General features: G+C 49.8%; 2 protein-coding genes, 9 tRNA genes and 6 rRNA genes. All 17 read left to right on the forward strand.

Translation table 11 applies throughout. The features are described from left to right. Positions 1-80 precede the first annotated feature (80 nt). The 17 genes from MHB66_RS00495 to MHB66_RS00575 all read left to right on the forward strand — a co-directional run bounded on the left by MHB66_RS00495 (position 81) and on the right by MHB66_RS00575 (position 12,762). Positions 81-1,629, forward strand: a 16S ribosomal RNA gene (locus MHB66_RS00495). A gap of 182 nt (positions 1,630-1,811) precedes the next feature. After that, positions 1,812-4,742 (forward strand): 23S ribosomal RNA (locus tag MHB66_RS00500). Positions 4,743-4,803: 61 nt separating this feature from the next. Next, a 5S ribosomal RNA gene (gene rrf, locus MHB66_RS00505) occupies positions 4,804-4,919 on the forward strand. Between the two features lie 821 nt (positions 4,920-5,740). After that, positions 5,741-5,816, forward strand: a tRNA-Val gene (locus tag MHB66_RS00510). A 33-nt stretch (positions 5,817-5,849) separates the two neighbouring features. Further along, positions 5,850-5,925 (forward strand) — tRNA-Thr (locus MHB66_RS00515). 37 nt (positions 5,926-5,962) lie between these two features. Continuing rightward, positions 5,963-6,038: transfer RNA gene (locus tag MHB66_RS00520), tRNA-Lys, on the forward strand. Between the two features lie 8 nt (positions 6,039-6,046). Next, positions 6,047-6,129, forward strand: a tRNA-Leu gene (locus MHB66_RS00525). A gap of 30 nt (positions 6,130-6,159) precedes the next feature. Then, positions 6,160-6,231 (forward strand) — tRNA-Gly (locus MHB66_RS00530). A 12-nt stretch (positions 6,232-6,243) separates the two neighbouring features. Continuing rightward, positions 6,244-6,329: transfer RNA gene (locus MHB66_RS00535), tRNA-Leu, on the forward strand. A 10-nt stretch (positions 6,330-6,339) separates the two neighbouring features. Beyond that, positions 6,340-6,416: transfer RNA gene (locus tag MHB66_RS00540), tRNA-Arg, on the forward strand. A 7-nt stretch (positions 6,417-6,423) separates the two neighbouring features. Beyond that, positions 6,424-6,500 (forward strand) — tRNA-Pro (locus MHB66_RS00545). Between the two features lie 8 nt (positions 6,501-6,508). After that, positions 6,509-6,584 (forward strand) — tRNA-Ala (locus MHB66_RS00550). 125 nt (positions 6,585-6,709) lie between these two features. Further along, positions 6,710-8,258 (forward strand): 16S ribosomal RNA (locus MHB66_RS00555). A gap of 182 nt (positions 8,259-8,440) precedes the next feature. After that, positions 8,441-11,371 (forward strand): 23S ribosomal RNA (locus MHB66_RS00560). Between the two features lie 61 nt (positions 11,372-11,432). Further along, positions 11,433-11,548, forward strand: a 5S ribosomal RNA gene (gene rrf / locus MHB66_RS00565). The 16S, 23S and 5S rRNA genes sit together here with 9 tRNA genes alongside, the layout of an rRNA operon. Before the next feature lie 177 nt (positions 11,549-11,725). Next, positions 11,726-12,190: a CtsR family transcriptional regulator gene (locus MHB66_RS00570; protein ID WP_003217184.1), complete on the forward strand. Its 465-nt coding sequence runs from the start codon at positions 11,726-11,728 to the stop codon at positions 12,188-12,190. Between the two features lie 14 nt (positions 12,191-12,204). Continuing rightward, positions 12,205-12,762: a UvrB/UvrC motif-containing protein gene (locus MHB66_RS00575; protein ID WP_024425862.1), complete on the forward strand. Its 558-nt coding sequence runs from the start codon at positions 12,205-12,207 to the stop codon at positions 12,760-12,762. Positions 12,763-12,764: the final 2 nt, after the last annotated feature.

The following is a 12,764-nucleotide window of genomic DNA, read 5'->3' on the forward strand; positions in this document are numbered from 1 at the left end:
CGAGTTTTTATAAAAAAATCCTATGAAACTTCATAGGTAGTCAGTCAAACTGGCGAAAAGCAAAACTTCGGTTTTGTATTTTTTCGGAGAGTTTGATCCTGGCTCAGGACGAACGCTGGCGGCGTGCCTAATACATGCAAGTCGAGCGGACAGAAGGGAGCTTGCTCCCGGATGTTAGCGGCGGACGGGTGAGTAACACGTGGGTAACCTGCCTGTAAGACTGGGATAACTCCGGGAAACCGGAGCTAATACCGGATAGTTCCTTGAACCGCATGGTTCAAGGATGAAAGACGGTTTCGGCTGTCACTTACAGATGGACCCGCGGCGCATTAGCTAGTTGGTGGGGTAATGGCTCACCAAGGCGACGATGCGTAGCCGACCTGAGAGGGTGATCGGCCACACTGGGACTGAGACACGGCCCAGACTCCTACGGGAGGCAGCAGTAGGGAATCTTCCGCAATGGACGAAAGTCTGACGGAGCAACGCCGCGTGAGTGATGAAGGTTTTCGGATCGTAAAGCTCTGTTGTTAGGGAAGAACAAGTGCGAGAGTAACTGCTCGCACCTTGACGGTACCTAACCAGAAAGCCACGGCTAACTACGTGCCAGCAGCCGCGGTAATACGTAGGTGGCAAGCGTTGTCCGGAATTATTGGGCGTAAAGGGCTCGCAGGCGGTTTCTTAAGTCTGATGTGAAAGCCCCCGGCTCAACCGGGGAGGGTCATTGGAAACTGGGAAACTTGAGTGCAGAAGAGGAGAGTGGAATTCCACGTGTAGCGGTGAAATGCGTAGAGATGTGGAGGAACACCAGTGGCGAAGGCGACTCTCTGGTCTGTAACTGACGCTGAGGAGCGAAAGCGTGGGGAGCGAACAGGATTAGATACCCTGGTAGTCCACGCCGTAAACGATGAGTGCTAAGTGTTAGGGGGTTTCCGCCCCTTAGTGCTGCAGCTAACGCATTAAGCACTCCGCCTGGGGAGTACGGTCGCAAGACTGAAACTCAAAGGAATTGACGGGGGCCCGCACAAGCGGTGGAGCATGTGGTTTAATTCGAAGCAACGCGAAGAACCTTACCAGGTCTTGACATCCTCTGACAACCCTAGAGATAGGGCTTTCCCTTCGGGGACAGAGTGACAGGTGGTGCATGGTTGTCGTCAGCTCGTGTCGTGAGATGTTGGGTTAAGTCCCGCAACGAGCGCAACCCTTGATCTTAGTTGCCAGCATTCAGTTGGGCACTCTAAGGTGACTGCCGGTGACAAACCGGAGGAAGGTGGGGATGACGTCAAATCATCATGCCCCTTATGACCTGGGCTACACACGTGCTACAATGGACAGAACAAAGGGCTGCAAGACCGCAAGGTTTAGCCAATCCCATAAATCTGTTCTCAGTTCGGATCGCAGTCTGCAACTCGACTGCGTGAAGCTGGAATCGCTAGTAATCGCGGATCAGCATGCCGCGGTGAATACGTTCCCGGGCCTTGTACACACCGCCCGTCACACCACGAGAGTTTGCAACACCCGAAGTCGGTGAGGTAACCTTTATGGAGCCAGCCGCCGAAGGTGGGGCAGATGATTGGGGTGAAGTCGTAACAAGGTAGCCGTATCGGAAGGTGCGGCTGGATCACCTCCTTTCTAAGGATATATGGAGCAGCGTACGTTTTCGTCTTGTTTAGTTTTGAAGGATCATTCCTTCAAAACATGTCTCTAGCGAGACAGGATTGTTCTTTGAAAACTAGATAACAATAAGTAATACATTCACATTGAATGCAATGCAAAGTTCATCACACATAGTGATTCTTTCTAAAGTAAGAAATGGTTAAGTTAGAAAGGGCGCACGGTGGATGCCTTGGCACTAGGAGCCGATGAAGGACGGGACGAACACCGATATGCTTCGGGGAGCTGTAAGCAAGCTTTGATCCGGAGATTTCCGAATGGGGAAACCCACTGCTCGTAATGGAGTAGTATCCATACTTGAATACATAGAGTATGAGAAGGCATACCCGGGGAACTGAAACATCTAAGTACCCGGAGGAAGAGAAAGCAAATGCGATTCCCTGAGTAGCGGCGAGCGAAACGGGAACAGCCCAAACCAAGAGGCTTGCCTCTTGGGGTTGTAGGACACTCTATACGGAGTTACAAAGGAATGATATAAGCGAAGAGGTCTGGAAAGGCCCGCCAAAGAAGGTAACAGCCCTGTAACTGAAATGTCGTTCTCTCCAGAGTGGATCCTGAGTACGGCGGAACACGTGAAATTCCGTCGGAATCCGGGAGGACCATCTCCCAAGGCTAAATACTCCCTAGTGACCGATAGTGAACCAGTACCGTGAGGGAAAGGTGAAAAGCACCCCGGAAGGGGAGTGAAATAGATCCTGAAACCGTGTGCCTACAAGTAGTCAGAGCCCGTTAACGGGTGATGGCGTGCCTTTTGTAGAATGAACCGGCGAGTTACGATCCCGTGCAAGGTTAAGCAGAAGATGCGGAGCCGCAGCGAAAGCGAGTCTGAATAGGGCGCATGAGTACGTGGTCGTAGACCCGAAACCAGGTGATCTACCCATGTCCAGGGTGAAGTTCAGGTAACACTGAATGGAGGCCCGAACCCACGCACGTTGAAAAGTGCGGGGATGAGGTGTGGGTAGGGGTGAAATGCCAATCGAACCTGGAGATAGCTGGTTCTCTCCGAAATAGCTTTAGGGCTAGCCTCAAGGTAAGAGTCTCGGAGGTAGAGCACTGATTGGACTAGGGGCCCCTACCGGGTTACCGAATTCAGTCAAACTCCGAATGCCGATGACTTATCCTTGGGAGTCAGACTGCGAGTGATAAGATCCGTAGTCGAAAGGGAAACAGCCCAGACCGCCAGCTAAGGTCCCAAAGTATACGTTAAGTGGAAAAGGATGTGGAGTTGCTTAGACAACCAGGATGTTGGCTTAGAAGCAGCCACCATTTAAAGAGTGCGTAATAGCTCACTGGTCGAGTGACTCTGCGCCGAAAATGTACCGGGGCTAAACGTATCACCGAAGCTGCGGACTGTTCTTACGAACAGTGGTAGGAGAGCGTTCTAAGGGCTGTGAAGCCAGACCGGAAGGACTGGTGGAGCGCTTAGAAGTGAGAATGCCGGTATGAGTAGCGAAAGACGGGTGAGAATCCCGTCCACCGAATGCCTAAGGTTTCCTGAGGAAGGCTCGTCCGCTCAGGGTTAGTCGGGACCTAAGCCGAGGCCGAAAGGCGTAGGCGATGGACAACAGGTTGATATTCCTGTACCACCTCCTCACCATTTGAGCAATGGGGGGACGCAGGAGGATAGGGTAAGCGCGGTATTGGATATCCGCGTCCAAGCAGTTAGGCTGGGAAATAGGCAAATCCGTTTCCCGTAAAGGCTGAGCTGTGATGGCGAGCGAAATTTAGTAGCGAAGTTCCTGATTCCACACTGCCAAGAAAAGCCTCTAGCGAGGTGAGAGGTGCCCGTACCGCAAACCGACACAGGTAGGCGAGGAGAGAATCCTAAGGTGATCGAGAGAACTCTCGTTAAGGAACTCGGCAAAATGACCCCGTAACTTCGGGAGAAGGGGTGCTTCTTAGGGTGTTAAAGCCCCGAGAAGCCGCAGTGAATAGGCCCAGGCGACTGTTTAGCAAAAACACAGGTCTCTGCGAAGCCGTAAGGCGAAGTATAGGGGCTGACGCCTGCCCGGTGCTGGAAGGTTAAGAGGAGCGCTTAGCGTAAGCGAAGGTGCGAATTGAAGCCCCAGTAAACGGCGGCCGTAACTATAACGGTCCTAAGGTAGCGAAATTCCTTGTCGGGTAAGTTCCGACCCGCACGAAAGGCGCAACGATCTGGGCACTGTCTCAACGAGAGACTCGGTGAAATTATAGTACCTGTGAAGATGCAGGTTACCCGCGACAGGACGGAAAGACCCCGTGGAGCTTTACTGCAGCCTGATATTGAATGTTGGTACAGCTTGTACAGGATAGGTAGGAGCCTTGGAAACCGGAGCGCTAGCTTCGGTGGAGGCATCGGTGGGATACTACCCTGGCTGTATTGACCTTCTAACCCGCTGCCCTTATCGGGCAGGGAGACAGTGTCAGGTGGGCAGTTTGACTGGGGCGGTCGCCTCCTAAAATGTAACGGAGGCGCCCAAAGGTTCCCTCAGAATGGTTGGAAATCATTCGCAGAGTGTAAAGGCACAAGGGAGCTTGACTGCGAGACCTACAAGTCGAGCAGGGACGAAAGTCGGGCTTAGTGATCCGGTGGTTCCGCATGGAAGGGCCATCGCTCAACGGATAAAAGCTACCCCGGGGATAACAGGCTTATCTCCCCCAAGAGTCCACATCGACGGGGAGGTTTGGCACCTCGATGTCGGCTCATCGCATCCTGGGGCTGTAGTCGGTCCCAAGGGTTGGGCTGTTCGCCCATTAAAGCGGTACGCGAGCTGGGTTCAGAACGTCGTGAGACAGTTCGGTCCCTATCCGTCGCGGGCGCAGGAAATTTGAGAGGAGCTGTCCTTAGTACGAGAGGACCGGGATGGACGCACCGCTGGTGTACCAGTTGTTCTGCCAAGGGCATCGCTGGGTAGCTATGTGCGGACGGGATAAGTGCTGAAAGCATCTAAGCATGAAGCCCCCCTCAAGATGAGATTTCCCATTCCGCAAGGAAGTAAGATCCCTGAAAGATGATCAGGTTGATAGGTCTGAGGTGGAAGCGTGGTGACACGTGGAGCTGACAGATACTAATAGATCGAGGACTTAACCTATATTCTAATGTGAAGCATGAACATTGTTATCTAGTTTTGAGAGAACATTCTCTCCATCAGGTTTGGTGGCGATAGCGAAGAGGTCACACCCGTTCCCATACCGAACACGGAAGTTAAGCTCTTCAGCGCCGATGGTAGTTGGGGGTTTCCCCCTGTGAGAGTAGGACGCCGCCAAGCTTCTATTAGGATCAGTTCCAGTCGGAACTGGTCTTTTTTGTGTTTTTGAATGACTTGCTTCTATATAATAGGTTCGTAAAGTAAAAATACGTTGTTTCCTCGTTGATTGCTAAATAAATCAAACTTTACTTTCCTTCAATTTAACATTTCAGTCATCATATGAACCAGCAGTTCAAATTATCAAGAGTCAACACTAAAAGCATAAGAAAACCTCTCCTTGGACTAAATAGATGTAAAGAGGTGATGTATAGGGTCACGAGATAGAAAGGCACCCTCACCCCAAAGGGGATAGTCAGCTATTGCTAAATTTTTAACTTAAAAGGAGAAAGAAACAATACTAATATTAATTCTCCTGGTAAAACTTTATATCGATGATAAGACTGTTGAGTGTTTGAAGCAGCAGAAAAATTAATGTGAAACGATTTGTTGAAAAATAGTAAAGACCAGTAATTATTTTTACACTTTTTTAGGCAAAAAAGATTTCTCAGAAAAATAAAATAATAATAGAATTTCTTTTTTGGATGTTTTTTATCCAGAGATATATGAAATAAAACAAGGATATGAAAGCTTCGAAATTGCTGTTTTTGCAATGATAGAGCCATATAAGCGCTCTTTTTAACAAAAAAACATAAAAAAATGAAAAAAAGGCTTTTAAAATGATGAGACAAGTGGTAAACTTCTTTAGGTGCCTTAACGAAAAGGTGAAAAAACAGCTTTAAAATAAATTCAAAAATTATTTTAAAAAAGTCTTTACAAACAATATCTTATCGTTATATAATACTATTTGTCAGATCGAGAGACACTTCGAAACGACACAATATGGAGGATTAGCTCAGCTGGGAGAGCATCTGCCTTACAAGCAGAGGGTCGGCGGTTCGAGCCCGTCATCCTCCACCATATTTATTCTTACATAATGTTAGGATAGATAAAGCCGGTGTAGCTCAACTGGTAGAGCAACTGACTTGTAATCAGTAGGTTGGGGGTTCAAGTCCTCTTGCCGGCACCACTTTCATATGGTAAGATAGACAAGTCGCTTTTAAAGCGAGCCATTAGCTCAGTTGGTAGAGCATCTGACTTTTAATCAGAGGGTCGAAGGTTCGAGTCCTTCATGGCTCACCATGTTTCATGCGGGTGTGGCGGAATTGGCAGACGCGCTAGACTTAGGATCTAGTGTCTTTATGACGTGGGGGTTCAAGTCCCTTCACCCGCATTGCCAAATAAAATAAAGAAATCCTGTAATGCGGAAGTAGTTCAGTGGTAGAACACCACCTTGCCAAGGTGGGGGTCGCGGGTTCGAATCCCGTCTTCCGCTTATACCATCCACGCCGGGGTGGTGGAATTGGCAGACACACAGGACTTAAAATCCTGCGGTAGGTGACTACCGTGCCGGTTCAAGTCCGGCCCTCGGCATTATAAATAAGCGCCCGTAGCTCAATTGGATAGAGCGTTTGACTACGGATCAAAAGGTTAGGGGTTCGACTCCTCTCGGGCGCGCCATTAAGATCGGGAAGTAGCTCAGCTTGGTAGAGCACTTGGTTTGGGACCAAGGGGTCGCAGGTTCGAATCCTGTCTTCCCGACCATCTTTTATGGGGCCTTAGCTCAGCTGGGAGAGCGCCTGCCTTGCACGCAGGAGGTCAGCGGTTCGATCCCGCTAGGCTCCACCAATATGATCTTTGAAAACTAAACAAGACAAAACGTACCTGTTAATTCGAGTTTTTATAAAAAAATCCTATGAAACTTCATAGGTAGTCAGTCAAACTGGCGAAAAGCAAAACTTCGGTTTTGTACTTTTTCGGAGAGTTTGATCCTGGCTCAGGACGAACGCTGGCGGCGTGCCTAATACATGCAAGTCGAGCGGACAGAAGGGAGCTTGCTCCCGGATGTTAGCGGCGGACGGGTGAGTAACACGTGGGTAACCTGCCTGTAAGACTGGGATAACTCCGGGAAACCGGAGCTAATACCGGATAGTTCCTTGAACCGCATGGTTCAAGGATGAAAGACGGTTTCGGCTGTCACTTACAGATGGACCCGCGGCGCATTAGCTAGTTGGTGGGGTAATGGCTCACCAAGGCGACGATGCGTAGCCGACCTGAGAGGGTGATCGGCCACACTGGGACTGAGACACGGCCCAGACTCCTACGGGAGGCAGCAGTAGGGAATCTTCCGCAATGGACGAAAGTCTGACGGAGCAACGCCGCGTGAGTGATGAAGGTTTTCGGATCGTAAAGCTCTGTTGTTAGGGAAGAACAAGTGCGAGAGTAACTGCTCGCACCTTGACGGTACCTAACCAGAAAGCCACGGCTAACTACGTGCCAGCAGCCGCGGTAATACGTAGGTGGCAAGCGTTGTCCGGAATTATTGGGCGTAAAGGGCTCGCAGGCGGTTTCTTAAGTCTGATGTGAAAGCCCCCGGCTCAACCGGGGAGGGTCATTGGAAACTGGGAAACTTGAGTGCAGAAGAGGAGAGTGGAATTCCACGTGTAGCGGTGAAATGCGTAGAGATGTGGAGGAACACCAGTGGCGAAGGCGACTCTCTGGTCTGTAACTGACGCTGAGGAGCGAAAGCGTGGGGAGCGAACAGGATTAGATACCCTGGTAGTCCACGCCGTAAACGATGAGTGCTAAGTGTTAGGGGGTTTCCGCCCCTTAGTGCTGCAGCTAACGCATTAAGCACTCCGCCTGGGGAGTACGGTCGCAAGACTGAAACTCAAAGGAATTGACGGGGGCCCGCACAAGCGGTGGAGCATGTGGTTTAATTCGAAGCAACGCGAAGAACCTTACCAGGTCTTGACATCCTCTGACAACCCTAGAGATAGGGCTTTCCCTTCGGGGACAGAGTGACAGGTGGTGCATGGTTGTCGTCAGCTCGTGTCGTGAGATGTTGGGTTAAGTCCCGCAACGAGCGCAACCCTTGATCTTAGTTGCCAGCATTCAGTTGGGCACTCTAAGGTGACTGCCGGTGACAAACCGGAGGAAGGTGGGGATGACGTCAAATCATCATGCCCCTTATGACCTGGGCTACACACGTGCTACAATGGACAGAACAAAGGGCTGCAAGACCGCAAGGTTTAGCCAATCCCATAAATCTGTTCTCAGTTCGGATCGCAGTCTGCAACTCGACTGCGTGAAGCTGGAATCGCTAGTAATCGCGGATCAGCATGCCGCGGTGAATACGTTCCCGGGCCTTGTACACACCGCCCGTCACACCACGAGAGTTTGCAACACCCGAAGTCGGTGAGGTAACCTTTATGGAGCCAGCCGCCGAAGGTGGGGCAGATGATTGGGGTGAAGTCGTAACAAGGTAGCCGTATCGGAAGGTGCGGCTGGATCACCTCCTTTCTAAGGATATATGGAGCAGCGTACGTTTTCGTCTTGTTTAGTTTTGAAGGATCATTCCTTCAAAACATGTCTCTAGCGAGACAGGATTGTTCTTTGAAAACTAGATAACAATAAGTAATACATTCACATTGAATGCAATGCAAAGTTCATCACACATAGTGATTCTTTCTAAAGTAAGAAATGGTTAAGTTAGAAAGGGCGCACGGTGGATGCCTTGGCACTAGGAGCCGATGAAGGACGGGACGAACACCGATATGCTTCGGGGAGCTGTAAGCAAGCTTTGATCCGGAGATTTCCGAATGGGGAAACCCACTGCTCGTAATGGAGTAGTATCCATACTTGAATACATAGAGTATGAGAAGGCATACCCGGGGAACTGAAACATCTAAGTACCCGGAGGAAGAGAAAGCAAATGCGATTCCCTGAGTAGCGGCGAGCGAAACGGGAACAGCCCAAACCAAGAGGCTTGCCTCTTGGGGTTGTAGGACACTCTATACGGAGTTACAAAGGAATGATATAAGCGAAGAGGTCTGGAAAGGCCCGCCAAAGAAGGTAACAGCCCTGTAACTGAAATGTCGTTCTCTCCAGAGTGGATCCTGAGTACGGCGGAACACGTGAAATTCCGTCGGAATCCGGGAGGACCATCTCCCAAGGCTAAATACTCCCTAGTGACCGATAGTGAACCAGTACCGTGAGGGAAAGGTGAAAAGCACCCCGGAAGGGGAGTGAAATAGATCCTGAAACCGTGTGCCTACAAGTAGTCAGAGCCCGTTAACGGGTGATGGCGTGCCTTTTGTAGAATGAACCGGCGAGTTACGATCCCGTGCAAGGTTAAGCAGAAGATGCGGAGCCGCAGCGAAAGCGAGTCTGAATAGGGCGCATGAGTACGTGGTCGTAGACCCGAAACCAGGTGATCTACCCATGTCCAGGGTGAAGTTCAGGTAACACTGAATGGAGGCCCGAACCCACGCACGTTGAAAAGTGCGGGGATGAGGTGTGGGTAGGGGTGAAATGCCAATCGAACCTGGAGATAGCTGGTTCTCTCCGAAATAGCTTTAGGGCTAGCCTCAAGGTAAGAGTCTCGGAGGTAGAGCACTGATTGGACTAGGGGCCCCTACCGGGTTACCGAATTCAGTCAAACTCCGAATGCCGATGACTTATCCTTGGGAGTCAGACTGCGAGTGATAAGATCCGTAGTCGAAAGGGAAACAGCCCAGACCGCCAGCTAAGGTCCCAAAGTATACGTTAAGTGGAAAAGGATGTGGAGTTGCTTAGACAACCAGGATGTTGGCTTAGAAGCAGCCACCATTTAAAGAGTGCGTAATAGCTCACTGGTCGAGTGACTCTGCGCCGAAAATGTACCGGGGCTAAACGTATCACCGAAGCTGCGGACTGTTCTTACGAACAGTGGTAGGAGAGCGTTCTAAGGGCTGTGAAGCCAGACCGGAAGGACTGGTGGAGCGCTTAGAAGTGAGAATGCCGGTATGAGTAGCGAAAGACGGGTGAGAATCCCGTCCACCGAATGCCTAAGGTTTCCTGAGGAAGGCTCGTCCGCTCAGGGTTAGTCGGGACCTAAGCCGAGGCCGAAAGGCGTAGGCGATGGACAACAGGTTGATATTCCTGTACCACCTCCTCACCATTTGAGCAATGGGGGGACGCAGGAGGATAGGGTAAGCGCGGTATTGGATATCCGCGTCCAAGCAGTTAGGCTGGGAAATAGGCAAATCCGTTTCCCGTAAAGGCTGAGCTGTGATGGCGAGCGAAATTTAGTAGCGAAGTTCCTGATTCCACACTGCCAAGAAAAGCCTCTAGCGAGGTGAGAGGTGCCCGTACCGCAAACCGACACAGGTAGGCGAGGAGAGAATCCTAAGGTGATCGAGAGAACTCTCGTTAAGGAACTCGGCAAAATGACCCCGTAACTTCGGGAGAAGGGGTGCTTCTTAGGGTGTTAAAGCCCCGAGAAGCCGCAGTGAATAGGCCCAGGCGACTGTTTAGCAAAAACACAGGTCTCTGCGAAGCCGTAAGGCGAAGTATAGGGGCTGACGCCTGCCCGGTGCTGGAAGGTTAAGAGGAGCGCTTAGCGTAAGCGAAGGTGCGAATTGAAGCCCCAGTAAACGGCGGCCGTAACTATAACGGTCCTAAGGTAGCGAAATTCCTTGTCGGGTAAGTTCCGACCCGCACGAAAGGCGCAACGATCTGGGCACTGTCTCAACGAGAGACTCGGTGAAATTATAGTACCTGTGAAGATGCAGGTTACCCGCGACAGGACGGAAAGACCCCGTGGAGCTTTACTGCAGCCTGATATTGAATGTTGGTACAGCTTGTACAGGATAGGTAGGAGCCTTGGAAACCGGAGCGCTAGCTTCGGTGGAGGCATCGGTGGGATACTACCCTGGCTGTATTGACCTTCTAACCCGCTGCCCTTATCGGGCAGGGAGACAGTGTCAGGTGGGCAGTTTGACTGGGGCGGTCGCCTCCTAAAATGTAACGGAGGCGCCCAAAGGTTCCCTCAGAATGGTTGGAAATCATTCGCAGAGTGTAAAGGCACAAGGGAGCTTGACTGCGAGACCTACAAGTCGAGCAGGGACGAAAGTCGGGCTTAGTGATCCGGTGGTTCCGCATGGAAGGGCCATCGCTCAACGGATAAAAGCTACCCCGGGGATAACAGGCTTATCTCCCCCAAGAGTCCACATCGACGGGGAGGTTTGGCACCTCGATGTCGGCTCATCGCATCCTGGGGCTGTAGTCGGTCCCAAGGGTTGGGCTGTTCGCCCATTAAAGCGGTACGCGAGCTGGGTTCAGAACGTCGTGAGACAGTTCGGTCCCTATCCGTCGCGGGCGCAGGAAATTTGAGAGGAGCTGTCCTTAGTACGAGAGGACCGGGATGGACGCACCGCTGGTGTACCAGTTGTTCTGCCAAGGGCATCGCTGGGTAGCTATGTGCGGACGGGATAAGTGCTGAAAGCATCTAAGCATGAAGCCCCCCTCAAGATGAGATTTCCCATTCCGCAAGGAAGTAAGATCCCTGAAAGATGATCAGGTTGATAGGTCTGAGGTGGAAGCGTGGTGACACGTGGAGCTGACAGATACTAATAGATCGAGGACTTAACCTATATTCTAATGTGAAGCATGAACATTGTTATCTAGTTTTGAGAGAACATTCTCTCCATCAGGTTTGGTGGCGATAGCGAAGAGGTCACACCCGTTCCCATACCGAACACGGAAGTTAAGCTCTTCAGCGCCGATGGTAGTTGGGGGTTTCCCCCTGTGAGAGTAGGACGCCGCCAAGCTTCTATTAGGATCAGTTCCAGTCGGAACTGGTCTTTTTTGTGTTTTTGGGAGGTTTGACACCATATAAATGTGGAAATAATATTGTTAGTAGAGCGATTATCTTGAAAAATCGATCGAAAAAATTTATAGTAAGATTAAAGTCAAATATAGTCAAAGTCAATGGAGGAGGAGGCGGAGTGGCACAAAATATTTCTGATATCATCGAACAGTATTTGAAGGAAGTCTTGGATCAGAACGGTCGAGAAATATTAGAAATTAAACGCAATGAAATTGCAGATAAGTTTCAATGCGTACCTTCACAAATAAACTATGTTATCAATACACGCTTTACGAGCGAGAGAGGCTATATCGTTGAAAGTAAGCGTGGCGGCGGTGGCTATATCCGCATCATTAAAGTCAAAATGAATGATGAAGTCGACTTATTGAACAATATTATTTCCCAAATATATCATCGTTTATCACAGGCTGCATCTGATCATATCATCATGCGTCTTGTTGAAAATAACATTTTATCTGAAAGAGAAGCTAAGATGATGATTAGTGTCATGGACCGTTCTGTATTGCATATTGATTTACCTGAACGTGATGAACTGCGTGCTCGGATGATGAAAGCGATGTTAAATGCTTTGAAATTAAAGTAAAGCGGGTGAAAAGATTGATTTGTCAAGAATGTAATGAGAGACCAGCCACTTTTCACTTTACGAAAGTTATAAATGGAGAAAAACAAGAAATGCACATATGTGAACAATGTGCAAAAGAAAACAGTGATTCATATGCTATGAGTGGAAACCAAGGTTTCTCGATTCACAACCTATTATCAGGCTTATTGAATATTGATCCTAGCTTCACCACAAGTGCGAACAAGGGCTCGTCTATTTTTCAAGAAGCGAAAGAAGTGGATCAATGTCCTAAGTGTGGCTTAACCTTTCAGCAGTTCAGAAAAACAGGCCGATTTGGCTGTGCAGAATGCTATCGTACATTTGATCAGTATCTGAACCCTGTTTTACGGAAAGTCCATAGTGGGAATACAGTCCATAATGGAAAAGTACCAAAACGAATTGCCGGCAGCCTGCATGTTCGCCGGAAACTTGAGTTAATGCAGCAAGAGCTGAAGCAGCTGATTGAACAGGAAGAGTTCGAAAAGGCAGCGGAAGTTCGAGATCAAATTCGTGCATTAGAGCATGAGCAATCTCAGCAGAGGGAGGGAGATTAACG

The sequence above is a fragment of the Bacillus sp. FSL L8-0167 genome (genome assembly GCF_038630295.1).
In the GTDB taxonomy this organism is placed as follows: Bacteria; Bacillota; Bacilli; order Bacillales; family Bacillaceae; genus Bacillus; species Bacillus safensis.